This is a genomic window from Candidatus Hydrogenedentota bacterium (genome assembly GCA_013359265.1).
GTDB lineage: Bacteria > Hydrogenedentota > Hydrogenedentia > Hydrogenedentales > SLHB01 > JABWCD01.
In genome coordinates this window covers 299,966-324,884 of sequence record JABWCD010000005.1, presented here as the reverse complement: position 1 = coordinate 324,884, position 24,919 = coordinate 299,966, and the positions used below count along the sequence as shown (strand labels likewise).

The following is a 24,919-nucleotide window of genomic DNA, read 5'->3' as shown; positions in this document are numbered from 1 at the left end:
ATCCGAGATTCTCTTTGCGTTCTTTGTGTTCTTTCGTGGCCATTCCGTGTTGTAGAAGCCTAATTCCTAACGTCCCAGGCCCGCCGATTCCACCTTAAAATCCTGAAATCTCAAATCTCAAATCTGAGATTCTCTTTGCGTTCTTTGTGCTCTTTCGTGGCTATTCCAGCCCCTCTTTCCCACGCTCATGCGCATCTCCGCCGCCTACTCCCGCACGCGCTCGATATCCGCGCCCAGGCTCGCCAACCGCTCCTCGATACGCTCATAGCCGCGGTCGATGTGGTACACGCGCGCGATCGACGTCTCGCCCTTCGTGGCCGCCAACCCCGCAACGACAAGCGCCGCGCTCGCCCGCAGGTCCGACGCCATCACCGGTGCGCCGGACATCACGGGCACGCCCTTCACGATCGCCGAATTCCCATCCAACGCGATACTCGCGCCCATGCGCACCAACTCCGCCACCTGCATGAACCGGTTCTCGAACACCGACTCGCGAATCACGCTGGTCCCTTCCGCCACGCACAACATCGACATCATCTGCGCCTGAAGGTCCGTCGGGAACCCAGGGAACGGTTGTGTCGTGAAATCCACCGCCTTGATCCCGTTCTTCGCCTTCACACGAATGCCGGAACTAAGAATCTCGACTTCCGCGCCCGCATCGCGCAGCTTGTCCAAAAAATTCGGCAAATGGTCGGGATTCGCGTCCAGCGCCGTCACGTCGCCGCACGTGGCCAACGCTGCCACCAAAAATGTCCCCGCCTCAATGCGGTCCGGCATCACCGTGTGCTCCGTGCCCGCGAGCGCGTCCACGCCCAGCACCGTGATCATGTCCGTGCCCGCGCCCGAAATCTGCGCGCCCATCGCGTTCAGGAACTGCGCGAGGTCCACGATCTCCGGTTCGCGCGCGGCGTTGCTGATCCGTGTCAGGCCCTTCGCGCGAGTCGCCGCCATCATGATGTTTTCCGTTGCGCCCACGCTCGGAAAATCCAGCGAATAATTCGCGCCCGTCAGCTCGCCGCTCGCGAGAACATACCCGTCCTCGATCGCGATCTTCGCGCCGAGCGCCTCCAGCCCTTTCAGGTGGATATCGACCGGACGCGTGCCAATCGCGCAACCGCCCGGCAGCGACACCTTCGCCTTGCCGAACCGCGCCAGCATCGGCCCCAGCACGAAGAACGACGCGCGCATCTTCCGCACGAGGTCGTAGGACGCCACGTGGTTGTCGATCGACGACGGATCGATCGTCATGTAACGCCCGGTGAACTCCACCTTAGCCCCGAACGACGACAGCAGCTTGTCCATCGTGAACACGTCGTGCAGGCAGGGAATGTTGTGCAGCGTGCACGCCTGCTCCGCGAGAATCGTCGCCGCCATCAACGGCAACGCGGCATTTTTCGCCCCCCGCACCTGCACCGACCCATGCAACGGTTTCCCGCCTCGAATCAGAATCTTGTCCAACCCAATTCCCTCGCCGTTAGCCCACCGCCATCACATCGTAATCGTCCACGCACTCTTAATCGACACCGGGGAAGCAAAGTTGCGTCGCCAATCCTCACCCGCGAGCCCGGCCCGTCGGCCCCTCGTTACCAAGCGCCGCCTAACCCCTCGTTACCAAGCTCCGCCTGGTAGCCCTCTTTGTGCCTCGTTACCACGCGCTTGCCCCGCTCCTCGTTACCAAGCTCCCGCTTGGTAACGCGCTCTTGAAAAGCTCTGCTTTGGTCTTCTTAACGCACTCTGGAAAAGCTCTGCTTTGCTCCACTTCCCCACGCGTCACCCACCGCCCCGTCCCCCTTTGAAGGGGGTGTCCGCTACGGCGGACGGGGGATGTAAAAACGGCCCAAAGCCTATCACAGCCCTGGGCCGAAGCAATATCTCGTCCGCGTCAAATGCGCCGCACTTACTGCGCGGCAGGCGCAGGCTCCGCCGGTTTCGCCGCATCCGCTGCCGGCGCCGACTCTACGGGCGCCGGCGCCGCTTCCGTAGTCGCGGCTGCAGGCGCTTCCGCCGTGGCCGGCTCGGCCTCCGGTGTCGCAATCGTCACGCCCGGCGCCGTCGTGGAAGCGGGCGATTCCGCGCCGAACAGGTCGTCCATCGCGCTGTTCACCGCCGCCTTGGCCGCATCTTCATCGACCTCTGCCGGCGCGACACCCGCGCTGATCCGCCCGACAATCAGCGACAACAACAGCGACAGGACCATAAATGTCCCCGCCATGATATACGTCAACCGCACGGGCAGGCTCTTGCGCGACCTCGGACCAAACACCGCGTCCGACCCGCCGCCCATGCCGAACGCGCCTGCGAACCCCGCGCCCTTGCCCTTCTGCAACAGCACGATCACAATCAAACTCACACACGCCGGGAACCAGATTAAGGTGCAAATCCACCAAAACGTGTTCAGCGAAAAAATGACGTCAAACATCTCGATACCTACCTCACACGCCCGCCAAATGCAGACAGCCTATAGTACTAAAAATAAACGACCCGAGTACAGTTCTCGTCTTCCCGTCTCGTCTTGACGGTATCCAATGCCCAACCTGAGACATGGGTAGCTCGTTACCAAGCTCCGCTTGGCAACGCAGTCTTGAAAAGCTCCGCTTTGATCCCTTCCAACCCAAAACCAACCCGCCCTACTCTCTGCTAAAACCTATACCCCATACCCTACACCCTGTCTTCACACCGCCGCCTTCACAATCGCCGCAAAACTATCCGCCTTCAACGCCGCTCCGCCCACCAAAAAACCATCCACATCCGGCTTCGCCATCAACTCCGCCGCATTGTCCGGCTTCACACTGCCACCGTACTGAATCCGCACCGCGTCCGCGATGGCCGCTGAAAACTGCTTCCTCACCAGCCCCCGTACAAACGCGTGCGCCTCCTGCGCCTGCTCCGGCGACGCCACCACCCCCGTCCCGATGGCCCACACCGGCTCATACGCAATCGCCAACCCGGCAAAATCCGCCTCCAAGAGCCCGTCCAGCCCCTTCGACACCTGCCGCTCCAGCACCGCGTTCATGCTCCCGCCGTTCCGCTCCTCGAGCGTCTCCCCGATGCAAAACATCACCTTCAACCCCGACGCCCGCGCAAACTTCACCTTCTCGTTCAGCAGCGCGTCAGTCTCGCCAAAATACTGCCGACGCTCGCTGTGCCCGATAATCACCCACGCACAGCCCACGTCCTTCAACATCTGCGGGCTCACCTCGCCCGTGAACGCCCCCGACTCCTTCGTATAACAATTTTGCCCGCCCAACTCCACGTTCGACCCGGCAATCGCCTTCCCCACCGCTTGCAACACCGTAAACACCGGGCAAATCACGATTTCCGCGCCATCCACCCCCGCAACCAACCCCTTCAACGCCGAGGCGGTATCCACCGCCGCCGCCATCAAATGGTTCAGCTTCCAGTTCCCCGCTATCAAAGGTTTACGAGCCATAATTCCCCGCACTTCCGCGTTACGAATTCATAAAAAGGCCAATTTTGAAAAGAGCCAAAAATCACGAAAAGATAGCACACGTACCGGCCACCGCACAAACCTATTGCCGTAATGGGAAACCCGCGGCTTGTGGTTTGGTATCGTTTTACGATACCATTAGACAGTGAATTCAAGGCAACGAAAAACACTTCGGGCCATATTTGAAAAACCTACCCGCGCCGACGTTCGCTGGAATGAGATCGTTTCGTTGCTGATCGCGCTCGGTGCGGTTGTAGACAGCGGCGGCGGATCGCACGTCGGTATCGCGATGAACAACCGGCGCATGGTTCTGCCGCGACCTCACCCGCAATCGACCGCGAAAAAATACGTCGTCGAGGAAGTGCGCGGGTTCCTCGACTCGATGGGGATAAAACCATGAACAGCGCAATGGAATACAAGGGCTATACTGCCGTCATCCGCTTTCGGCCAGACGACGACGTGTTTCACGGCACCGTGATCAACGTCTCGGACTCCGTGCACTTTGAAGGCAAATCGGTGAATGAACTCAAACGCGCCTTCAAAGAAGCCGTCGATTACTATCTCGCGTTCTGCAAAAAACGTGGCGAAGAACCCGAAAAGCCTTACTCCGGCAAACTAAGCCTGCGCCTCGAACCGGACATACACCGAAAAGTCGCCCTCGCCGCAAAAATGCAAGGCACCAGCGTCAATTCATTCATCACTCACACGCTATCCGACGCCGTCCAGCGCGCTGGATTGTAAATACCCCGGAGGTCGTGTTTCTTCCAACCCGCCGCTTTTCAACTCATTCGCCCGCCCGGCAATCGCCTCCCCCCGCCTGCGCCGTCAAATGGTTCAATTCCCAACTCCCCGCACTTCCGCCAACACTTTCGCCAACCAAACACGTTGCACCAAGGCTATCGAAATCAAGAAGACACTCCTTTGCACTGGGGCACGCAAGACGACGTTGCTCATCACTTCGCCTGACCTCGATAATGGACCAGGCATCGCGGAGTATGTCGCGGGATTAGAAGTTTGTGCGCAGCATCCCGCCCACCACGTACTCTGCCGCCTTCGCCACATGCGGCGGCTGTACCCGTTCCTCGTTGTACAAATCCGCAACGGTGCGGGAAACCTTTGCAAGTCTATCCATTGAGCGCGTGGATAATGCATTGCCTTCGATGCAAGACCTGTACGCCACGAAACCCTCCTCAGAAAATGCACACAGCTCCTTCACGTGTCCACCCGGAATCGCCGCATTGAACGGAACCTTTGAACCGGAGAATCTCTTGTCTTGCCTACCCCGCGCATGCGCAACTCTTTTGCGATAGTCGGGCGTGAGAGGGGTCGCCGCTTCTTGAAACCTCTCATCAGCACTCAAGGTTCCAACTTCCACGTGCAAATCTATGCGGTCCAATATCGGACCGCTTATCTTTCCTTGATACTTCTTAACTTCCGATTCCTTGCACCGGCATCGGTCGCTGCCAAAATATCCACACGGACACGGGTTCATCGCGGCCACCAGAGTAAAGCGTGAAGGATACTCCACCGAAACGCCAACTCTGGAGATGTTCACCACACCTTGCTCCATAGGCTGTCTAAGCGCTTCCAACGTCGAGCGGCTGAATTCTGGGAGCTCGTCGAGAAACAGTATTCCCAAGTGCGACAGCGTGATCTCTCCTGGACTTGCAACCTTACTTCCTCCACCGACAAGTGCCTGCTTTGACGTCGTGTGGTGCACCTGTCTCATCGGCCGCCTCGTAATAACCTGCCCGTCTCGCTCCAACAAACCACAACACGAATAGATTCTGGTGAGCTCTATCATCTCTTCGCGCGCCAGTCGTGGCTGGATGCCTGGAATTGCACTCGCAATCAGGGATTTACCTTCCCCGGGTGGGCCGATAAGCAGCAAATTGTGTCCGCCTGCAGCAGCGATAAGCGCTGCCTCTTTCGCCCGCTCCTGACCCTTTATCCTGCCGAAATCAATGCACTCCGGTACAAATTCCTCGAACTTGACTCCATCGCTTAACGCATTTTTCAGTTTAGCTTTTCCCTTAAAGAACTCGATCACGTCAGAAAGCGAACTAACAGCCGAAATCTTGCACCCTTCATGTCCGGGTGCCGTCATAATCAGGGCACACTCCTTTTCGTTCCCGGCTGGCACAATCAGAGTTTGTCCTGGTTTTGAAATGTATGCCATAGATAGAACACCAGGAACTCGACGAATTTCGCCATGCAGGCCGACTTCGCCGAGCAACACATAGTTGCCCTCGTGCGTTTCATGAAGATCCGGCAGATACCCGGCCGCTTGCAACATGACAATGGCCAGAGGCAAATCGAGAAGCGTGCCATCTTTCGGAAGATCAGCGGGCGCGAGGTTCACGACGACCCGTACCTCGGGTTTCGGGATTTCATACTTCGCAAATGCACCGCTAATGCGATCGATAGACTCCTCAACGGCACGATTCGCCATACCTGTCACACTTACAGCACTTACCCAAGACTGAGGCTCTCGAAACGCTTCCAAAGCACGCGACTGCAGCTCGATGGTCCTCCCCTCAAGTCCTATCAACACTCCACCGTAAAGCGTGTGATCACGTTTCAGTAAGCGATTGATTTCGAGCGTCTGCAGATAGCCTCGCTTCTTAGCCATATTCGCTTCCTTCCTTTGTTCCATCGGTCACTTTATGCAGATTTTCAATCCTTGCCCCGCAATGCGGACAAGTCAGTGATCGACTGCGCTTGTCAAGTTGCTCTACCAAACCCGCTCCAATGATGCCAGTAGGTAGTGCAAAAATGCCTATACCGAGAACGGAAACAATGGCACCTACAAGGCGCCCGAGGCCAGTGATGGGGTAAACGTCACCATAGCCGACCGTTGTGAGGGTGCATATCGCCCACCACATTGTCGTTGGGATGTCAGCAAACTTCTCCGGCTGCACAGCGGTTTCCACTTCGTACATTACGCATGAAGAAACAAGCAGCAGTACAATCGTAATACTCATGGTCAATACTAGTTCTTCGCGTTTCGTCCGAATTACCCGCACCAGTAGTTTGAAGGCCGAAGCGTATCGATGAAGTCGCGCGATCCTGAGAAGGCGCAATACTCGTAGGACACGAAGGAAGATCAGGTCCACAGAAACAAACGAAAGATAGAACGGCGCAATAGCAGCGAGGTCAACAACCAGCATCGGCGTTAGCGCGAATCTGGCGCGACCCGTGATTGGGTGCCAATAACGCCGCGAAACAACGCAGCACCACAAACGCGCTCCGTATTCAACCGTGAAAATCACGACGGACACTAACTCGAACCTGTCAAACCAAGGCCCATATGAAGTCTGAATTGACTTGACAGAACCAATCACGATACCTGCGAGGTTTGCGAAAATGAGTATAAGGAATAGCGCATTGACCGCACGTGCGAGACGAGACGCAGCTGGATCTCCCTCAAGTACAGAAAATGTTCTTTGGATCGCTCGTTGATATATGTTACTGACGTTGCGTGACATGCCCCGTACAGAATTCCCCTACCCATTTTAGTTGTAGCGCAAGGCTAATAATATAACACATCGTGGCCGTTTGAGTCGCCAGTCAAACAAGCGAGCGCGATAAATATGAGTCGAAAAGGGACATCACCAGCTTTTCGTGGCGACCTTTACACGATCCATTCGCATATCCTCCTCGGACTCAATCAGGCACGTTTACCCCTCACGCGTATGAACCGTCGCGATGCGCTGCGGCAAGTATTTATATTACGATAGCCAACAGGTAAGAGGTGCATGAACGTTTCTAATCGCCGTCCCGCCCCAAGAAAACTCGATTCGTCAGCCGCCCAGAAAACCATACACCCACCGGAAAGGCCACCGCACCATGAAACACGCCGCAGTTTTCCTCGCCATACTCATCATACCGCAAGCCGCCATTGCCGAATTTCACGCTGCGATTGCGTACCGCGTCGTCACGCCCAAGCCGCTTCTTCCAATGGTCGGCGGTGTGGGACCCGCCAGCCCCGCGAACGAAACGCGCGGCGACCTGACCGTGCGCGCGCTCGTGCTCGAAAACGGCGGCACCCGCGTCGCCATTTGCAGCGCCGACTTCATTGGGTTCCCCTCGCCCCTGTGCAGGAAGGTGCGCGCGCAGGTCACCGCGATTAGCACCTCGTTCCCAAGCTCCGGCTTGGGAACGCACTCTTGAAAAGCTCTGCTTTGCGCTTGACTCCGCACGACACCAGAGTCTTGAATTCTCGATTACGAGCGCGGCCCCGAACACGAGCGCCATTTGGATAAACAGGCACAACGACCTGTTAATTGCCGCAGCGGGAACCACCTCGGCGACCGTTGTGAAAACGCTGTCGCACGCAATACAGTTGTACCACCATGACCGTCACATCCGATCCCCATCGCTTGTTCTCCGAAAAAACCGGCGCCTACGAGCGATTCATTCGCACCGTAGGGTATCAGCACGGACTTCGCGCATACTTCACCCGCTCACACCTATTGCGGCCTGCGATGCGCGTTCTCGATGCGGGATGCGGCACGGGAGTTCTCAGCGTCGCCTTCCGGGAAGCGTCATTGCGACGCGACCTCTCCCCCGCTGCGATCAACGCATTTGACCTCACCCCCGCGATGCTCGATCGGTTCACGGAAATCATGAAGCAGCGCGGCATCGACGGAATCGAGTTGGCGCAGTGCGACGCGCTTCATTTGGAAGGCCTGCCCGAAACGTGGCTCGACTACGACCTCATCATTTCCGCATCGATGATGGAGTATCTTCCCCGCGACGCGTTCAGCGGCGTGCTACGCACTCTACGCGCGCGTCTGCGTCAGAACGGCGCCCTCGTCCTTTTCATCACCCGCCGCAACGCCCTCACACGCCCGCTCATCGGGCATTGGTGGCAATCGAACCTCTACACCGCCGGCGAGCTCCGCGCCGCATTCACCGACGCCGGATTCCCCCGCATCGCATTCTCCCGCTTTCTATTCCCCTACGCCTACCTCAACCTCTGGGGCTACATCGTCGAAGCGGCCACGTGACACGCTGGTCTGCGTCTTCGAGGGAATTAGAGCGTTTAAGGATCGCCTGCACCGCGTGCTCGTGCCCCTGCTCGTCATCGTACTCGATCTTTTCGAATATCGAGTGCGAGTACGACTCACGAGCACCAGCACGAAACAGATGGTGTGCTCAAACTTGAATTGCGCTAGTCTTCGCGGTGAAACGATTCCAGCGTGAAGAAATCCTGGTCCTCCGTCGACGTGTACCTGTAATCCGCCAAGACCCAGAGTGTGTCGCGATCCAGGTCAATTTGCAGTGTTACTGTAACGTCGTCGAGATGGTAGATGGTGTACATTACCCACCACGTGTTCGGATTCGCGTCGGAAACCGCGAATTGGGTGCCCCAATCGCACTCATTGCCCTTGCAGGCCGCGTACGCGTGGAGCGTGGTTTGATCCTCGGCCACCTGGTCGACGATAAGCCGCGTGACGCTGATTGAATCCGGGTCGTCGTTCACCCATTCTCCCTCGATGGTCCTAGGGCGCGGACACCCCGTAACAGCAAGCGCAACCAACGCGACCCACGCGGTGAAAGGTAAAGCGCCTATTCGATGCATAGTTGACGCCCTCCTGCTCGCTCCAAAGTTGGCATGCCGGAGTAACGACTGCGAATGCTATTCTGCTCCAAACGTCGAAAATGCGCCAGTAAAATCCGTCAACCCACCCGCCGCTACGGCCAATTCTCCATACCGTCGTTTGCCGCGGATTCCGACAGCATCCAGAATTTGCCCGACAGCGGTTGCGGGTACTTCCCGAACTCTACGTGTCCATCCAGAAACAGCACATTTGCACCATCGGTGTGATTCAGGTTGCCGATCATCGGCCTCCCGTTATCGGTGCGGAACGTATCCCACAACACTGGAAGTGTCGACGCGGAAGCCGTGGCCGCCGCAGGATTATTGATGTCGGTTATCAGGAACCGTTCGGCGCCTTCGCGTGTCCGAATCAATCGAATCGTTTCGCCCAAGACGGGCAGGGTCGTCTCCAAGTCGTTAAACCGGGACACGACATTAAGAGTGCGAGGAGGACCGTCGAGGCTGTCCAGCACGTTGCCAAGATGCCGCGAATCGGCAGGGGCCGCCACCCATTCCGGTTTGATGAGATAGCCCCAATATACGTAGGCGAGGTCCGGGGTCGTTACATACGTGTCCTGTCCGATAATCGGCAAGTCCAGCCCGGAGGTCTGCCATGACGGGTGCACAGGCTTCATGAACGAGGCCGTGTCCACGTACTCCTCCGCCGCGTCGTCGCCCGAATCCGACGGGCACTTAATGATCATCAAGTCAGTCAGATACTCGGGGTACAGGAATGTCCCATCAAAACTGCTGAAGCATCCACGGTCGGGTTCATAGGGCCGGCGGTAAGGTACATGCCGCGGCGGCAGCAATCCGTCCGATTCGGAGGAGAACATCTGAAAGGTGAGCCCGAGTTGGCGGAGGTTATTGACACACACCGAACGGCGGGCGCTCTCTCGTGCACGCGCCAGCACGGGCAGAATCAGGGCGGCAAGGATTACGATGATGGCAATTACTACGATGACCTCGACCAGTGTAAATCCTCGCCGAATTCTCATGCGTTCCACCGCCAGATGATCATGCCGCCGATTGTCTCCCGATATTGACTACTTCCTCTTCGGCCTCGGCGGCTTGGATTTCACTGAAGTAACCTTATACACGTCGCCATTTCTGTTGTACGTGGTCCACTCGCCGGTTTGCGCCCCGTTTTCATCGAAGTATCCCGAACGCATGATGACGCCGTCTTTGCGGAACCATTCCCAGTAGCCGACAGGCGCACCATCGACCGTCTGCCCTTTGGCCCAGACAGTGCCGTCGCGGTGGTATTTTACGAAAGGCGCAGGCTTTGATTTCTTCGCCGCCATTCTTCGATCCCTCGGTGGCCCCAATGGAGCTATTGCACCAGAGTAGCAATTGACCATTTCTCACATCCAGTACGCTTCGGAACGGACGCCGCGGGGTGGAGTTCGCAGATGTGCGCGGACCCCGAAGCTTTGATCCGCGGTCGCGGTTTTCACGTAGACAACCCCGTCGCCCCCGTGCTACAACCGTAGGCGCCAATCGGCTGCAAGCTTCACCCGGCAACTGTCTACTCACGGGGGTTACCCTCATGACCGTACGACACGATGCAGCAACGATGTTCCACGCGTCCCGCGCGGCACGCCATACTTTTCCACGCGTAGAGTGGCGCGCCATGCTCCACACGCGCACACCGTGTCAACCTGTCTTTGGAGGATCGCCATGATCGACGCACTGTCGCGTACGCGCCTCGCCACAATTATCGGTCTTGTACTCGCGATCGCGTTCCTCGTGGTCGCGGCCGAATCCGGCGCAGGGCTGGGAAAGAGCCTTCTGGAGGCGGACGACGTTGACGACAAGGAGGACACCCCCCCTCCCGCGCCACCGCCGACCGGACTGCCCCCGATGCCGAAGCGGCCGGCTGAAAAACCTGTGGAAGGCGCGGGACTTCCGCCGGAACTTCAGCGCCAATTACGACAAATACGCGCGCTCGAGGAGCGTCAGCGGCGGCTCCAAGAGGAACTCGACTTTGTCAGCCGCCCGGACCGGACGCCGGACCTCGAGCAAACGCGGTCGCGCATCCGCGAAGCCGAGGAGAAGTCCGCCCGGCGCGACGCGGCAATCGACGAACACCTTGAAGTCCTGTCGCGAACACCGTTGGACAGCAAAGAGGCGGAGAGCAAGCTGCGCCGCGAAATCTACGAGTTGGAGAAGCGCCGGGCGGAGGAACACGCCGAGCGCAACACGGAGTTGTCGGCGCTGCGCGAACAGGCCAAGCGCATCGAGGACGAAATCGCCGCGGGTCCGCGCCTGACCCCGGACGAACGCGCCGCACGCCAAGCTGCGTTGCGCGATCAGATTAAGGCCACCGAGGAACTCAAGCGTCGCATCGAAGCCGGCGAGACAGTGGCCTTCGATCCGGACACCGAACCTCCGCTCCCGCCCGCTCCACCGCCGGCGCCGCCTGCCGTCGAGTTCGGCGGAGACGCGAAAACCAGAATCGAGGAACTGCGCGCGCGCGCGGAAGCGTTGCGCAAGCAAGCCGAATCGGCCCTCGCGGAATCGACTATCGAGGCGGAAATCGCGCCGCTGCGTGAGGCCCTGGCGAAGCGCAACGATCTGAAGCCGGAAGACGCCCAGCAACTGATTGACGAGCGCCGTGATTCCGTCGAGGCAATACAGCGGATGCGCGCCGATTTGCTGCGTGACGAGGCGCGCACTTTGGATGGCGAAGCATTTTTGGCCGGGCTCGATTCCGCCTCGCCGCTGCCCGCTGGCACACGGTTCCGTCTCCAGGTGTCAGCCGCCGCGGACATCTTTCATGAGACGACGAACAAACAGCAATCCGCTATCGAGGTGCGGTACCGGCCCGCCACGATAACCTGGACGATGCGAGCGTTCCGATGGCCGGAAATGGGGACGGTATTGGATGGAAAAGGCGGAATCCTTTATCTCGAAAGCACAGCGCGCAAGCGATTGGAGACCGCCAAGTCGGCAAACGGCGCGGGCAAGTACCTCATCGAGTACTACGAAAAGGCCGTCCAAGTTCTGGAAGCCATGCGACGCGTCGCCGAGAGCGCACTAATGATCCGCAGAGACGATAGTGTTCCCCCAAGTGCAAGATTTGAAGGGACCGACCTGACGTCTTGGTCCGCCGTCGAACCCAGCGCGGAGAAGGATGTCCCGCCGACGCGCATCGCGGCGCGCATCCGCGCGTCCGCGTTCACGTACGAGACGTCGGCCTCGGAATGGCCCGAATCGCAATACGCCCCATACATTATTCTGGTGCAGACCTCGGACCGCGACCAGCGGGAAATCGAGCGGCTTGGCGCCGATATCGAGCATATCGAATTCGATCGCGATGACGCCGATCGCGACTTCAAACTCCAGATCGGAGCAGCGCAAGACCAAATGCGAAATCTCATCGCGTCTATTTCCAGCGACGCGTCGCGCGCCGCAACCGCCATCGGTATCGCCGGGGGGATGTATGCGATCACAATCAACCCGCGCCCCTTCAATTGGATGCCGCTCGATTGGGACGTAACCGTCACAAGAACAGGCGGAGGCAGGCGCGCGCCCGAGACGCAAAGTAGCAAGGCAAAAGGATCGTGTTATCCCGTTCAGGTTACCGAGGAAACCGCGCTCGGAAAACTGGGGATTTCCGATCTGATTGCGAACATCAAACCCTACTACGTCTTGGTGTTGACGGACGAGCAAATCATGAACAAGGCGGTCGATCCGGAAAGGGCGTTCCAGACCGGCGTGCGAGTCGTCCCGGCGGGCGACCGTGCGCGCACGCGCCGCATGAGTCTGCAATCGAACGAGGGGATCGAGCTCATGGGAGAATGGATGGGCGCCGCCCATGGAAAGGTCATTCTCGCGTCGGATGGCAGTTTCACGTCCAGTCTGGGTACGGGTACATCCTCGACCACGACATTTGAACACGAGTACACCTTCACCTGGGAATTGCAGCCGCTTTGATCGGATCGCTCACCGGACCGCGTAAATGGACCTACAAGGGGTCATGTTCGTCCAAAAGCCCGAACTGTTCAGGCAATTCGTGGCGAAGCTGGAGAAACAATCGATTGGCAGCGTCGTTGAAGCGCGCGCGTTCCTCCTGCCCGAGAACCGGATCGCCCGTGGGGTCGCTCCAATTGAACGCACGATCGTGCCATGCCAGCAGGCGCGCATACTGTTCTTTGGTTTCCGCCGATACCGGCAGCATGTCGATATCGACCGCATACCCAAACCGATTGCGGGTCTCGTCGTCTGCGCTCCACAGGCACGTGCCCGCGCCCAGATCGAAGAAGTAGCGAAACGTTATGTTCGGTTTGGTCATCGGCGCTACGATTCATTCAAGGCCGTGCCCTTAAGGACGGCGCGCTGCACCCAACCGCCGAGCCAGTTGTGCTTCGTGCAGGTTCGCAGGCAGGACAGCGCCCGTGTCGGTGTGCTCGAACCAGCGGCCTTCCGGATTGGTTTCGAGTTTCCTACCCATCGCGACCCCGACGAAGTTCATCGACCACGGGCCGAATTTATCGTTCGGCGCTTCGATGCTTTTCGCCGCGCGAATGTTCCAGAACGTGCCCCGCGCGCCGCAGTGCGCGCCCAAGTCCGCGCCACCGCCGCACAACCACACACGCGTCCCCTTCCCTACGTCGACGTTGGTGAACAGGTTCTCGTGCGGCGCGCGGCGGTGATGATCGAACGACATATCCACACCGCGCCCGTTCGAAAAGACGTTACCCCCGCAATTGCTCACGGTCAGGTCGTGAATGAATGGCGTCTGAAAATCGAATCGGGTGAAAAGATTGTCCGTCCCACCGAGCGTCACGCCGTGGTGTCCCGTGGACTTCCGGCTCTTGTCCACCTCGCGCTCCGATGTGAACACGACGCCGTCAATCGTGTTAAAGCATCCCGAGACAAATCCGCCGCTGTCCGAATTGTGCACTTGAATGTTCTTGACCCAGCAGTGCGCCGTCTCGGACATCGCGAACGCGTTAAAGCCCAGTTCGGTGAAGTGCCCCGCGTAGGGTGTATTCGGAAACTCAAAGCGCAAGTTCTCGATGCCGCTTTCAGTCACGGTCGGCGCGAACTGATGAATCACCGGTTTCCACCGTAACTCGATGTCCCACCGCAGCGCGCGGTCAAGAGTGACGTTATTCCCCTCTACCTTCGTGATCCGTGCGACGATCCAAGCCTGTGTCCGCCCCTTGATCTCCTCCATGCTGATGCGCGGATCGCCCGAGTACAGGTGATCGGCCAGACTGTTGTCTTCCAGATCGGTCTGGCGCAATTCCACTTCCTGTCCCACTGCGAACTGGGACGTGTCGTCCACCGCGACGGTCCTCTCCCCACGCTTCGCTGGCGTGGCCACGTTCGCCAACCGATTTCGCTGCAACTTCCCTTTGATCCAGATGAAGCCGCCCGACCACGAATAGTTCGATGTCGGCCGACCGCTGGTGGTCTCGCCCATGTTCGGTTTGATGTCATTCAATGGCTTTGGAAAATAGAGTACTGACTTCGCAGGGTCCTCGCCGCGGATTACGAGATTCGGCTTGTCGATCTCGAGAATCTTCGTGACGAGATATCGTCCCGCCGGGACGACGATGACACCCCCTTCTACTTCCACGATTGCCTTGAGAAACGCGTCGCTGTCGTCCTGAATCCCATCGCCTACGGCGCCGAAATCGCGAACATTGTGTGTAACGGCCCGCGCCGGCAACGGCGCCTCGCCACGGTGATATCCCGCGAATGAAAAATCCGGCAGGCGGCTGTCCGGCGTCCAATTCTCCCCCGCTTCTCCCCAAAGCGCGGAAAACGGACCCGGGAAAGCGCTTACCGCAAAAGCACAAAGCACCACGAATTCGAATCGAAATGGCCTCATGCGTCACGTCCCCTTGCTTGCGACAATGCGCAACTGCGCGTGTCATTGTTGCGGCACCGCCTAAATCATTGCAACACGATGAGCGTATCCGCGTGGAAGGAGAATCGCGCGATGCTGTATGATCGCTAAACACACCGCTAGTGCCGTACGATGCGCCACACGCTTATGGCGCATACGATCGCGCTTAGCGCGGCCGATGCCTCCCAACCGATCGGCAAGCTCGGGCCGGACCCGGTTGTCGTGGCTTGAAGATGGATGTCGTCAATGTAAAACGTTTGGGCCCACGTGGCGTCGGAGACAAATCCGAACCAGTTGATCCGATTGAAGTCCGGCGTACCGCAGGCGAGGCCATCGAAGTGCACCGCCTCTTGGCCTTCCACGGTAATATCGAGGTCAAACGTGCCATCGGCGTCGTAGCCGAGTCCGCACGTTATCTCGAAGACGATCCAAGTGTCCGCCGGTACGGACATGATCGCGACGCCATTTACTTTGACGTTACCCGCCGCGTCGATCCAGACGTTGGGGCCTAGGCGATACGGCACATGGTTGTCGCGCCACTCGTGGTACATCAATGTGCCCGGACTAAATCGCAATGCGAAGGTCCCGTGCGCGATCCCTTCAGTCGTGATGGGCGTGTAATCCACATAGGGATAGAAAGTCTGCGGCAGCCCCGGCTCGTCCACGAACTTCAGCGACCGCACGCCGGCATGCGCCAGTTCGTCGGTGACCCGTACGCGCGCAGTTTCCGTTTCGCCGTGCGTGCCCGCATTCAGCGCCACACTGTCGAGCGCCGTGGTCTCGAAGTCTTCGTGGATTTGCGACAGGTCAGGCGGTTCAAACGGATCGCGAACAATGTCCTTCGGCTTATCGACCCACGCCTGCTCGCCGTAGAGTCCTACGGTCGAATCGTCGATCGGGACAAATCCTAGCGAAATCGCGGGCGAACCCGAGCCAACGTCAAAGTCGGCCGTATCCGGGTCTGCGAATAACGGATTGGCGATCATGGAATGCAGGTCCATTCCTGCAGTGCGCCACTGCGTCCAATCGCGGCCGCCAAAATCGAGCGGACGCCCCGCCGCGTCCCAGTACACGTTGTAGTCAAACGCGAAATGATCGTCGCTCCACTCGTCGCCCAGGAGCGTGCCGCCGTTGAAGTAGACGATATTGCGCTCAAATGTGAACGACAATCCCGGTTCGGCAACCGTGCGCATCACCTGCGCGTTTCGCGAGAACGCGAGAATGTTGTTGCGAACAATGTTGTACTGGCCGTAGTGCTGATGGAACCCGCCGGTTTCCGTGTTGTAAACAACATTGTTCTCGAACGTAATGTCCGAACTTCCTTCGTCCGTATAGAGGCCCCATCCTCCGTACAGCTTCGGATTGCTGAAGATGTCGTGAATGCGGTTGTTGCGTACAATCGTGCCCGGCGACACACCAAGTGTGTACACGCCGCCAACGTCGTTCAACTGCTGCTTTCCGCATTCGTAAATGTGGTTGTATTCCACAATGTTATCGTGCGCCGAAGAAGCCAGATAGTTCCACTGCCATCCAGCAGAAACGCCGGTAAATCTAAAATCGGAGATGTCGTTGTGAGAAACCGTATTGTATGAACTGCGCCCGATCCAAACGCCAACCCCCGACCGCAGTATGCGCCCGCCATCATGAATATAGTTGTTGTCGACGACATTGCGCAGTACTTCATCGTCTGCCGTGGGGGCTGTCGTGGTCTCCCCCACGCGCACGCCGCCCGCTCCGAGGTCGTAAATCTCGCTGTGCGACAGCGTGTTGTCCTGGCTTCCGCGCCGCCACCACACGCCGTAACCGCCGGTGTGCATGACTTCGCAGCGATCGATGGTGCAGTTTCGCGCGCCCATCGCTTCTATGGCTGCATTCGTTCCGGACGCCGCCTGCCCGTCCGTCATGCCACCCGCTGGCAGAGCCAGGTGCGTGTATTTGAAGGCGATGCCGCGAAACGTGAGCCACGACACGAACTGTCCCGCGGCGGGATTACCCTGCAATCGCAGGAGTTGACTGGCGACAGGCGCAATGACCTCCGCCGTAGTCATGTCTTCCCCGTCGCGTGGCATGTAGGACACAAGCCCGTTGGCGCGGTCGACGTGCCATTCTCCGGGTTGGTCGAGACCCTCGAGTAAGTGCTCGACGTAATACCACTGGTCCGAGCGCCAGCGTCCGAATTCCCACCCCGCAGGGCCGGTAAACTCGACGATGTGATTTGCCTGGTCCAAGTTCGCCACGCGAAGAAGCGACGTCGCCCACGCATGAAAAACGACCACGTGCGCGTCATTCAGCGTCGCCCAATTCTGCAAGTCGCCGTTGCGATACTGAAATCTCGTTGCACTCGGGACCTGGCCACCCATCCCGTCGTCTTCGAACAGTTGCCCCGCTTGAAAGTAGAAATCGTTGTCTGTCGGATAGTCACCCGCCTCGTTCGTCGCGTTGGGAGTGCGCGCGGGAATGGCGCGCTTCCCATTCACCCACAGCGACATAAAATCATAGCTTGCGCCCCACGCCGCCGGCGCTTGCGCCGTCCATATCGGACCGGACTGCGTCCAGTTGGTGATTCTGACACCGCCGACGAAAACAGGCTTCTCGTTCGGGTACGCCATAAACGTAATGGGCGCGGCGGAAGTCCCGCTGTCCTGCGGCGCGAAATCCACGGGAGCGGTCAGTGGATACTCGCCGCCGCGAATTTGCACTTCGGCCGGTCCCGTGAGCATGCCCAGCCCCCGCAACACGCGCAGCGTGTCCCTCGCGCCCGTAAGTGTCGCCAGTGGCCCGTCCGTGTTACCCGCGTTCGGTGCGTCTAACGTGCCGGACCACGCATCGTTGCCGTCCGGGGCGACGTACAGCGTCATAGCGCTCACCTGCAACGTCCCAATTACAGAGACCACGACAAGGGAAGACAGAACGCGACACGTCATCGCGCGCCGCCGTGCGTGATTTTGCAGTCTGGACGAGGAGGGAAATCTAAACCGGGCGGGGAGCGCTCGAAGGTACCGCATAAAGAAACTCCGTGCCTCAGACCTAGACGCAATCGGCGTCCCCTTAGCGACAAGGTGTCAGGGCCAACTCCCCAGTGTCCTGACTTGGCACGGAACGAACGGAGTATATCAGCGAATTCAAAAAAATGCCAGAGGGATTAGTGAATCGTCGGGTGCAGCGATTCCTTGGGCCGGGCGCCATACGCGCGGCGAATGCGCAGCAGGTTCCCGAGGTTGGCGAAGTAACTTGAAAACCAGACTCGGAGATCGTCGATGACCGTGTAGACGACCGGGACAATCACCATCGTAAGTAGCGTGCCCGTCACCATACCGCCGATGAGAATCTTGCCGACCCCGTCAAACGAAACCTCACCGCCAAGCTCGCTGCCAATGCCAATGGGCAGCGAGCCGAGAATCGTCGTCGAAGCGGTCATGAGCACGGGGCGCAGGCGGTCTCGGCCCGCGCAGAGCACCGCCGTATACCGATCGACGCCCCTCTCGCGCTCCATCTTGATAAAGTCGATGAGAACGATACCATTCTTGACAATAATGCCCACAAGCAACAGAAACCCGATCATGCACAGCACGTCAAACGGCGTATCGCTGATATACAGATACCAAAACGACCCGATAGCGGCAAGGGGCAACGTCGCGAGTATCGAGACGGGAAGAATAAACGACTCGAACGTTGCGCCGAGTACTACGTAAATTAGTATGACCGCGAGCACCATCATCGCCGTAAAGTTCGCGCTGTTCTCTTCCAGATTCATCAGCTCGTCGCCAAACTCGACGGTGTAACCCGGCGCCATGCCAAATGTCGTCAGGATTTCCTTGAGCTTCGCCATGATTCCGCCCAGATCCTGACCTTTGAATTTGGACGTGACCGAGATGACATTCTTGCCGTTCACGCGGTTGATGACCTGGGGGCTGTCGGCCTTTCCGAATTCGACGAGCTGATTCAGCGAGACCTGGCCGCCGCCCTGACCGATTAGCGCCACGTTCTCGAGGTTCGCCTTCGACTTGCGGTCTTCCTCCTGAAATTGCGCCCACACCGGAATCTCGCGCCCGCCCTGCTTGAGATACGAAAGACGCACGCCGCGCAGGGCAAAATCGACGGTTTGCGCGATGCCCAACGGCGTCAATCCGTGTAGGTCCGCCATGTTCTCCCGAACGCCAAGCTGAATCTCGCTGCGCCTGCGCTCAACATCTGTCGTGACTTCGGTGATGTCCGGTATCGTTTCGACCATGCGTTTTTCGAGTTGATCGGCATACACCCGCAGCATCGCCGCGTCGTCACCGCGAAGCTGCAACGCAAACGATCGCGTAGACTGCTCCGTTGCTTCGGCGACGCGAAAGCGAAGCTCGCCGCCGGGAATCTTTCTCGGAAGCCGCTGCCACAGAATGTCCATCGCTTCCTCGGTCGAATACGGGGAATCCATACCCTCCGGGCGTTCGGGAAGGCCATTGGCTTCGTCTTTGTCGTCATCCGTGTAAAGGTAGATGTTGATGTCGCCGCCATACTGATCGCAGCGTGTAAACACGTTTTTGATACCCAACTCGGCACGTTGCTCGTCCACCAGTCCACGAATGTCCGCGAACAGCGCCCGGGCCTTGTCGAGGTCGTACCCTTGATCGAGGCGAACGTTGATCTCGACTTGCCGCGTATCTACCGCGGGTTCGTTCTGCATCTGCATGTTGCTGTATGGGACAAACCAGGTAAGTCCGAGCACGACGATGATGATGCCCAGCACCAGCATCCGGTTGCGCAGCGACCAACCGAGCACAACAAGGTACCACCATGCCAATCGGCGGAACGGGTTCCACCGGCGCGTGCCTCCTTGCCCGCCGATTACGTCGTCGGTCGAAAGGAGTCGGGCAAAGCCATGACGCCGGAGGAATTGCATAATCTGCATTTCGCGGCGCGGCTTAATTCGGCTCACTGCCAGCGGAATGAAGGTAATTCCGATTAACAAACTGGAGAACTGACAAATCACGATAGGCACGGCAAACTGGCGCAGGTACGTCGAAAAAATCCCCGCGTCCAGGTAGAACACCGGGACGAACGGCGCAAGCGTGGTCAGCGCCGATGCAAAATTCGGCAGAATGACTTCCTCGGTGCCAATCAGCGCGCTTTGCTTCCGGTCGAGGCCGAGTTGCCGGTGACGGTAAATATTCTCGATCACCACGATCGAGTCGTCAATGAGCATGCCGATCGCAAGAATAAACGAGATCATCGTGATCAGGTTCAGGGTGATCCCGAAAAAGTACATATAAATAAAGGCGAATACCGCGGACGTCGGAATCGCGGTCGCTACGACGATCGTCGGGCGCATGCGCAACAGAAACAGAAACAGGACGATCACGGCGAGGACCGCGCCCATTCCCGCGGAACTCTTGAGGCTTCCCAGGGTGGAAAGGATCAGATCGGACTGATCGAAGAACATGAACGTCTTGGTGTCGCGAAAGATCGGGTCCGAAGCCAACTTCTCAAGTTCCGCGTGAACGTTCCTGCACGTCTGGATCGCATTCGCCTCGGCCTCCTTGCGGACCAGCATAAACGTGCCGGAGCGCCCATCGATGGAAAAATCGGTTGAAACCTCGCGCGTGCGGTACCCCACTGTCGCCACGTCTCGCAGCCGCAGCGCATTGCTTCCAACGATGAGGCGGCCGATGTCTTCAGGAGTTGTAAACTCGCCAAGCGTGCGGACGTAGAATTTTCTACCGCCGTCCGCAATGTCGCCGGCCGAGACGTTAATGCTGCTCTGACGGAGCGCGGATACCACTTGGAACAGTCCGGCGCCCCGGTTGCGCAGGGCGTCCTGGTCGAACTCGATCAACACTTCCTTCTCGGGCTTGCCGAATATCGTGATGTCCGCGACGCCGTCAAGGCGCATGATGCGCGGCTTTAGAATGGTCCGCACCAGATACGCCAGCTCTTCTTCGTCGCCGGGCCCATAGATGCTGAACGCCATGACCGGCATCGAGTTCAAATTGAAGCGCCGAAGGAAGATGTTCTCGATCTCGTCCGGCAGTTGCAGCTTGAGCCGCTCCATGCGATCGCGCACGTCGGCCGTCGCGTTCGCCATGTCCGTACCCATTTCGAAAATCAGCCGTATCGTGGCGCCATTCGAGTCGCACGTTGTCAAGACCCGTTCAAGACTCGATAACGTGCGGAACTCGCCTTCCGCGGGAATCGCCACCTCTTTTTCGACCTGCTCCGGCGTCGCGCCGATGTACGGGATTTGGCAGATGATGAACGGCAGGTCCATCGGCGGCAGAAACTCGATCGGGAGACGATTGATCGAAATCACGCCGAGGCACAACGCCGTCACAAGCAGCATGAAGATGGTCACGGGCCGTGCCAGCGCGATTCCCGGAGGGCTAATCCTCTTGCGGCTTCGCATCACGGCCTCCGAAGAGGTAGTAGACCATGGGAATCACAACGAGGGTTAAGACCGTGGACGAGCAAAGCCCCGCGATCAGCGTGATTGCCATCGGCCGGCGAATCTCGTCACCCTCGCCCGAAGCCAACGACATCGGCAATAAACCAAGAATCGTTGTGATGGTCGTCATAAACACCGGACGCATACGTACGCGGCCCGCCTCCACCACCGCCTGCGCGCGACGCATACCGCGATCTATCAGCAGATTGGTGTAGTCCACCAACACGATCGCGTTGTTCGTCACGATACCGGCCAACGAGATAACGCCGATGTAGACGAGAATGCTGAGCGGAATGTTCAGGGCGTCCAGCGTATACACAACGCCGATAGCCGCCATGGGAATCGTGGTCATCACCAGCGCGGGATGCAGCAGCGACTCGAATTGGCACGCCATCACAACGTAGACCAGAAACACGGCTAACAGCAGCGCGAATTTCAGACTCGAATACGCAGCCCGGAATTCGCGGTCCTGGCCGCCCGGTTCAATCGTACACCCCGTCGGACGTTCCACGTTCGGCAGGAGCGCAGTAATGTCATCCATGACGGCGGCGAGATCGCGGCCTTCGACGTTCGCGGAAACTACGGCGACCTGACGTTGATCAATACGGCGCACTTCGCTCGGTCCGTCCTGAATGGTAATCTTCGCAACCGACTCGAGCGGAATCGGCGGGTTCGAATCCGTCACCGACAGCCGCCGCAAGTCAGCCACACTGTTCAACACTGATCGATCCGCCCGCACGCGGATGTCCACCTTGTCCCCCTGCCGGCTCAGCGTCGTCGGCAGTTCGCCCTGCACTTCCGTGCGCAGGCGTTGCGCAACCTGCTCCGGCGCGATCCCCTTCGCGGCAAGCAAGTCGCGGTCGAGTTCGACAATGATTTCCGGATAGCCCTGCCGCATGTTCAGTTCCGGGTCCTTGATTCCCGGGACGTCGCGAATTGCGTCTATCGTGCGATTGCCGACATCCCGCAACACCGCGTAATCGTCTCCCTTAATATGGAGCTCCACGGCCGTCTTGAAGCTGAACAGGGACGGCACGGAGAACGTAACCTGGTCCGAACTCAACGCGGCGATTTTCCGGCGCAACGAGTCCATGATTTCCGTCTGGCGCGCGACTTGTTCGTTCGGGTTCTTCAATTGGACCACGAACTCGGCGACGTTTTCCCCACGCTCGGTATTGGCTTGCTCTCTCTCCTGGCCGATTTCCACGGCAACGGAACCAACCTCCGGGTCCCCGAGCGCAATACGCTCCAACGCGGACGCGCGCCGTTCCGTTTCTTCGAGACGCGTACCCGGAGGCGCTTCCATGCGGATCGTGAATTCACCCTGGTTCATAGGCGGAATGAGTTCGCCGCCAAGATTGGGAATCAACGTAATCGAGTGAATGAAGAACACAATTGTGAGCGCCAAAACCGCGGGGCTGAATTTGAGTGACTTCGCGAGCACGATCGCATAGGTGCTGCGAAACCACTCGAACCCTCTGTCAAACATCTTGAGCGGAACGTAAAAAATGAAGTTGAACACCCATCCGATCAGGCCAAAGACCGCGCCGATTACGAGGCTTAAGAAGAAGAATACCGTTACAAGGAATTGAATGACCGATCGAAGAAGGCAGTGCGTGCAAAACAGAAGAAGCATGCACAACAACGCTATCGGCGCGAAAACCACGGCAAGTATCAATGCGGGAACGGCTCCCGCGCCTTTCGCTCCGACGTTTGCCGCGGCGTTCTTGACCCATTGCACGATGGGATGAACATCTTGCCAGAACTCGTCAAGCAGCCATTCGGCCGTCAAAAACAGCGCGTTCACCGGAATCAGCAACAGCGAAGTGAGCCTGCCGCCCCCCTCCTTCCGTCCGCGGCGGTACGCGGATATCACCCATATTGCGTCGCTGCCCGCGGTGAACTTCATCTTCTCGCGCGCGGCAATCATCGGATTCAGGTATAGCGCAACGAGCAAAGACGCCAGCAACGAGTAAGTGACAACCAGCGCATGGTCCTTGAAGAGTTGACCCGCGACGCCCTGCACAAACGCCATCGGCAGGAATACGCATGTCGTCGTAAGCGTAGACGCCATGACGGGGCCGTACACTTCGCTCGTTCCACGCTCCACCGCGTCCTTCGTGTCGTCGCCTTCGTCGCGGCACCGCTGAATGCTTTCCATAACGACAATCGAGTTGTCTGTCAGCATGCCAACGCCCACCGCGAGACCGCCCAGCGACATGATATTGAGGCTGAGGTCTTGCAGGAACATCGGGATGAATGTGGTAAGAATCGAGATCGGCAGCGCGATGTTCATGATGATCGTCGCGCGAATTTCCTGCAAGAAAACGTATAGAACAAGCACCGCGAGCACGCCACCCCAAATTGCCGCACTCTGCACTTCCGCGATCGCCGCTTTGATGAACCGCGATTGATCGGCGACGACGTGAAGTTCCACGCCGTCCGGCAGGCGATTGCGCAGGGTAAGCCCCTCTTCCAGTTCCTTCTGAAGCTGATACAACGCCACCACGGCGGGAACGCGTGCGTCCGCCGGGGGCGTCGAGTTCGCGCCCAGCCAAGCCGTCAGTTTTTCGAGACTGGACTTCTCGCGCTCCAGACCAAACAGGTCGCGGACCGTATTGCAGACCTGCACGGTGTTCGCGTCACCCCACTTGTAAATCTGAAGCTCGACCGCCTCGCGCCCGTTCACGCGGACAACCGATTCGCGGTCCTTCTCGCCGAGCGTCACATCCGCGACGTCGCGCAACCGCGTTCCCTTCGAGATTATCGAGTCCTCGATTTCCTCAACGCGTTCCCACTCGTTCACCGTACGGACAAGATACTCGGTCTTGCCTTCGCGCAGGCTGCCGCCGCTGAGATTGATATTCTGCTGCGCCAGGGCCTGCACGACGTTTTCGAGCGTCAACCCAAGCGTCTTAATGCGCTCGGAGTCGACGAGCACCTGCACCTCGGCTTCACGGCCTCCACGAACGTCCGCTTGCGCGATGCCCTGCTCGGACTCAAGGTCGCCCTTGATGAAGCGTTCGCATGCCTCGCGCAGTTCCGTCAACTGGCGCTCGTTCTCCTCCGCGCGTCGCTTGGGATCCTCGATATTCGAGAGGTCCTTGCCGGTGATCGCAATTCGGAATACCGGATCCAACGTCGGATCGAAGCGCAGTATCACCGGCTTCTCGGTGACTTCCTTGGGCGGCTCGAAAAGATCGAGCCGGTCACGAACGTCCTGCTGCGCCGCGCCCATGTCCGTGCCCCACGTGAATTCAAGAACGATTTCCGAAAGACCGGCGGACGACGTACTGCTGCACTGGATCAAGCCGCTTACGATGCTGAGTTGCTCTTCAAGCGGGCGCGTAACCAGCTTCTCGACGTCCTCGGGCGCTGCGGCCTCGTATTCGGTCCGCACAGTCAGCGTCGGGTACGAAATGTCCGGCATCAAATTGATCGGAAGCTCTTGATACGACTTCCAACCGAACACGCACAATGTGACGAACACCATCGCAATGGTCACTGGACGGCGTACAGGCAGGCTGTAATGTTTCTCCGGCAGATCGGGGATTGGGTGGCCCATGCAATGCGCTT

The 24,919-nt window shown here is 58.7% G+C and carries 18 protein-coding genes; 5 read left to right on the top strand and 13 right to left on the bottom strand.

Annotated elements, in window-relative coordinates; translation table 11 throughout:
• Positions 1 to 204: 204 nt before the first annotated feature.
• The 3 genes from murA to HUU46_06700 all read right to left on the bottom strand — a co-directional run bounded on the left by murA (position 205) and on the right by HUU46_06700 (position 3,430).
• Positions 205 to 1,458, bottom strand: coding sequence for a UDP-N-acetylglucosamine 1-carboxyvinyltransferase (gene murA, locus HUU46_06710; protein NUM53316.1), 1,254 nt, complete (start codon positions 1,456 to 1,458; stop codon positions 205 to 207).
• Positions 1,459 to 1,897: 439 nt separating this feature from the next.
• The gene (secG, locus tag HUU46_06705) at positions 1,898 to 2,419 is read right to left on the bottom strand and encodes a preprotein translocase subunit SecG (protein NUM53315.1); all 522 of its coding nucleotides are present in this window, start codon (positions 2,417 to 2,419) and stop codon (positions 1,898 to 1,900) included.
• Positions 2,420 to 2,671: 252 nt separating this feature from the next.
• The gene (locus HUU46_06700; GenBank protein ID NUM53314.1) at positions 2,672 to 3,430 is read right to left on the bottom strand and encodes a triose-phosphate isomerase; all 759 of its coding nucleotides are present in this window, start codon (positions 3,428 to 3,430) and stop codon (positions 2,672 to 2,674) included.
• 247 nt (positions 3,431 to 3,677) lie between these two features.
• On the opposite strand from HUU46_06700, the gene HUU46_06695 reads away from it, so the two are divergent.
• The gene (locus HUU46_06695; GenBank protein ID NUM53313.1) at positions 3,678 to 3,848 is read left to right on the top strand and encodes a hypothetical protein; all 171 of its coding nucleotides are present in this window, start codon (positions 3,678 to 3,680) and stop codon (positions 3,846 to 3,848) included.
• On the top strand, positions 3,845 to 4,189 hold the full coding sequence (locus HUU46_06690) for a type II toxin-antitoxin system HicB family antitoxin (GenBank protein ID NUM53312.1): 345 nt from the start codon (positions 3,845 to 3,847) through the stop codon (positions 4,187 to 4,189). The genes HUU46_06695 and HUU46_06690 overlap by 4 nt, the downstream gene beginning before the upstream one ends.
• Positions 4,190 to 4,454: 265 nt before the next feature.
• Here the strand turns inward: HUU46_06690 and HUU46_06685 are convergent, their stop codons facing one another.
• Both HUU46_06685 and HUU46_06680 read right to left on the bottom strand, forming a co-directional pair.
• Positions 4,455 to 6,080, bottom strand: coding sequence for a YifB family Mg chelatase-like AAA ATPase (locus tag HUU46_06685; protein ID NUM53311.1), 1,626 nt, complete (start codon positions 6,078 to 6,080; stop codon positions 4,455 to 4,457).
• Positions 6,073 to 6,936 carry an ion transporter gene (locus tag HUU46_06680; GenBank protein NUM53310.1) on the bottom strand — a complete coding sequence of 288 codons (864 nt, stop codon included), beginning with the start codon at positions 6,934 to 6,936 and terminating at the stop codon, positions 6,073 to 6,075. The genes HUU46_06685 and HUU46_06680 overlap by 8 nt, the downstream gene beginning before the upstream one ends.
• A gap of 361 nt (positions 6,937 to 7,297) precedes the next feature.
• Here HUU46_06680 and HUU46_06675 point away from each other — a divergent pair, with 361 nt between their 5' ends.
• Together HUU46_06675 and HUU46_06670 are read left to right on the top strand one after the other, a co-directional pair.
• Positions 7,298 to 7,621: a hypothetical protein gene (locus tag HUU46_06675; protein ID NUM53309.1), complete on the top strand. Its 324-nt coding sequence runs from the start codon at positions 7,298 to 7,300 to the stop codon at positions 7,619 to 7,621.
• 182 nt (positions 7,622 to 7,803) lie between these two features.
• A complete protein-coding gene (locus HUU46_06670) occupies positions 7,804 to 8,460 on the top strand; it encodes a class I SAM-dependent methyltransferase (protein NUM53308.1) in 657 nt (218 codons plus the stop codon).
• Positions 8,461 to 8,624: 164 nt separating this feature from the next.
• On the opposite strand, the gene HUU46_06665 is transcribed toward HUU46_06670, so the two are convergent.
• The 3 genes from HUU46_06665 to HUU46_06655 all read right to left on the bottom strand — a co-directional run bounded on the left by HUU46_06665 (position 8,625) and on the right by HUU46_06655 (position 10,357).
• The gene (locus HUU46_06665; protein ID NUM53307.1) at positions 8,625 to 9,035 is read right to left on the bottom strand and encodes a hypothetical protein; all 411 of its coding nucleotides are present in this window, start codon (positions 9,033 to 9,035) and stop codon (positions 8,625 to 8,627) included.
• 113 nt (positions 9,036 to 9,148) lie between these two features.
• Positions 9,149 to 10,051 carry a DUF1559 domain-containing protein gene (locus tag HUU46_06660; GenBank protein NUM53306.1) on the bottom strand — a complete coding sequence of 301 codons (903 nt, stop codon included), beginning with the start codon at positions 10,049 to 10,051 and terminating at the stop codon, positions 9,149 to 9,151.
• A gap of 48 nt (positions 10,052 to 10,099) precedes the next feature.
• Positions 10,100 to 10,357 carry a hypothetical protein gene (locus HUU46_06655; GenBank protein ID NUM53305.1) on the bottom strand — a complete coding sequence of 86 codons (258 nt, stop codon included), beginning with the start codon at positions 10,355 to 10,357 and terminating at the stop codon, positions 10,100 to 10,102.
• Between the two features lie 376 nt (positions 10,358 to 10,733).
• On the opposite strand from HUU46_06655, the gene HUU46_06650 reads away from it, so the two are divergent.
• Complete coding sequence (locus tag HUU46_06650) at positions 10,734 to 12,992, top strand: hypothetical protein (GenBank protein NUM53304.1); 2,259 nt, start codon at positions 10,734 to 10,736, stop codon at positions 12,990 to 12,992.
• A gap of 31 nt (positions 12,993 to 13,023) precedes the next feature.
• Here HUU46_06650 and HUU46_06645 read toward each other — a convergent pair whose 3' ends face one another.
• The 5 genes from HUU46_06645 to HUU46_06625 all read right to left on the bottom strand — a co-directional run bounded on the left by HUU46_06645 (position 13,024) and on the right by HUU46_06625 (position 24,908).
• On the bottom strand, positions 13,024 to 13,350 hold the full coding sequence (locus tag HUU46_06645) for a hypothetical protein (GenBank protein ID NUM53303.1): 327 nt from the start codon (positions 13,348 to 13,350) through the stop codon (positions 13,024 to 13,026).
• 30 nt (positions 13,351 to 13,380) lie between these two features.
• A complete protein-coding gene (locus tag HUU46_06640) occupies positions 13,381 to 14,898 on the bottom strand; it encodes a hypothetical protein (GenBank protein ID NUM53302.1) in 1,518 nt (505 codons plus the stop codon).
• A gap of 137 nt (positions 14,899 to 15,035) precedes the next feature.
• Positions 15,036 to 17,774 carry a right-handed parallel beta-helix repeat-containing protein gene (locus HUU46_06635; protein NUM53301.1) on the bottom strand — a complete coding sequence of 913 codons (2,739 nt, stop codon included), beginning with the start codon at positions 17,772 to 17,774 and terminating at the stop codon, positions 15,036 to 15,038.
• A gap of 284 nt (positions 17,775 to 18,058) precedes the next feature.
• Positions 18,059 to 21,304 (bottom strand): efflux RND transporter permease subunit, encoded by a 3,246-nt coding sequence (locus HUU46_06630; protein ID NUM53300.1) that lies wholly within the window; start codon positions 21,302 to 21,304, stop codon positions 18,059 to 18,061.
• Positions 21,282 to 24,908, bottom strand: coding sequence for an efflux RND transporter permease subunit (locus HUU46_06625; GenBank protein NUM53299.1), 3,627 nt, complete (start codon positions 24,906 to 24,908; stop codon positions 21,282 to 21,284). Before HUU46_06625 ends, HUU46_06630 begins: the two co-directional genes overlap by 23 nt.
• Positions 24,909 to 24,919: the final 11 nt, after the last annotated feature.

What these genes read in the sequence shown, in the direction of transcription:
- HUU46_06665 (NUM53307.1), bottom strand. Translation starts at nt 9,035, where the DNA reads ATGCATCGAATAGGCGCTTTACCTTTCACCGCGTGGGTCGCGTTGGTT.
- HUU46_06635 (NUM53301.1), bottom strand. Translation starts at nt 17,774, where the DNA reads ATGACGCTGTACGTCGCCCCGGACGGCAACGATGCGTGGTCCGGCACG.
- HUU46_06650 (NUM53304.1), top strand. Translation starts at nt 10,734, where the DNA reads ATGATCGACGCACTGTCGCGTACGCGCCTCGCCACAATTATCGGTCTT.
- HUU46_06675 (NUM53309.1), top strand. Translation starts at nt 7,298, where the DNA reads ATGAAACACGCCGCAGTTTTCCTCGCCATACTCATCATACCGCAAGCC.
- secG (NUM53315.1), bottom strand. Translation starts at nt 2,419, where the DNA reads ATGTTTGACGTCATTTTTTCGCTGAACACGTTTTGGTGGATTTGCACC.
- HUU46_06680 (NUM53310.1), bottom strand. Translation starts at nt 6,936, where the DNA reads ATGTCACGCAACGTCAGTAACATATATCAACGAGCGATCCAAAGAACA.
- HUU46_06630 (NUM53300.1), bottom strand. Translation starts at nt 21,304, where the DNA reads ATGCGAAGCCGCAAGAGGATTAGCCCTCCGGGAATCGCGCTGGCACGG.
- HUU46_06640 (NUM53302.1), bottom strand. Translation starts at nt 14,898, where the DNA reads ATGAGGCCATTTCGATTCGAATTCGTGGTGCTTTGTGCTTTTGCGGTA.
- HUU46_06625 (NUM53299.1), bottom strand. Translation starts at nt 24,908, where the DNA reads ATGGGCCACCCAATCCCCGATCTGCCGGAGAAACATTACAGCCTGCCT.
- HUU46_06655 (NUM53305.1), bottom strand. Translation starts at nt 10,357, where the DNA reads ATGGCGGCGAAGAAATCAAAGCCTGCGCCTTTCGTAAAATACCACCGC.
- HUU46_06645 (NUM53303.1), bottom strand. Translation starts at nt 13,350, where the DNA reads ATGACCAAACCGAACATAACGTTTCGCTACTTCTTCGATCTGGGCGCG.
- HUU46_06685 (NUM53311.1), bottom strand. Translation starts at nt 6,080, where the DNA reads ATGGCTAAGAAGCGAGGCTATCTGCAGACGCTCGAAATCAATCGCTTA.
- HUU46_06660 (NUM53306.1), bottom strand. Translation starts at nt 10,051, where the DNA reads ATGAGAATTCGGCGAGGATTTACACTGGTCGAGGTCATCGTAGTAATT.
- HUU46_06700 (NUM53314.1), bottom strand. Translation starts at nt 3,430, where the DNA reads ATGGCTCGTAAACCTTTGATAGCGGGGAACTGGAAGCTGAACCATTTG.
- HUU46_06670 (NUM53308.1), top strand. Translation starts at nt 7,804, where the DNA reads ATGACCGTCACATCCGATCCCCATCGCTTGTTCTCCGAAAAAACCGGC.
- HUU46_06690 (NUM53312.1), top strand. Translation starts at nt 3,845, where the DNA reads ATGAACAGCGCAATGGAATACAAGGGCTATACTGCCGTCATCCGCTTT.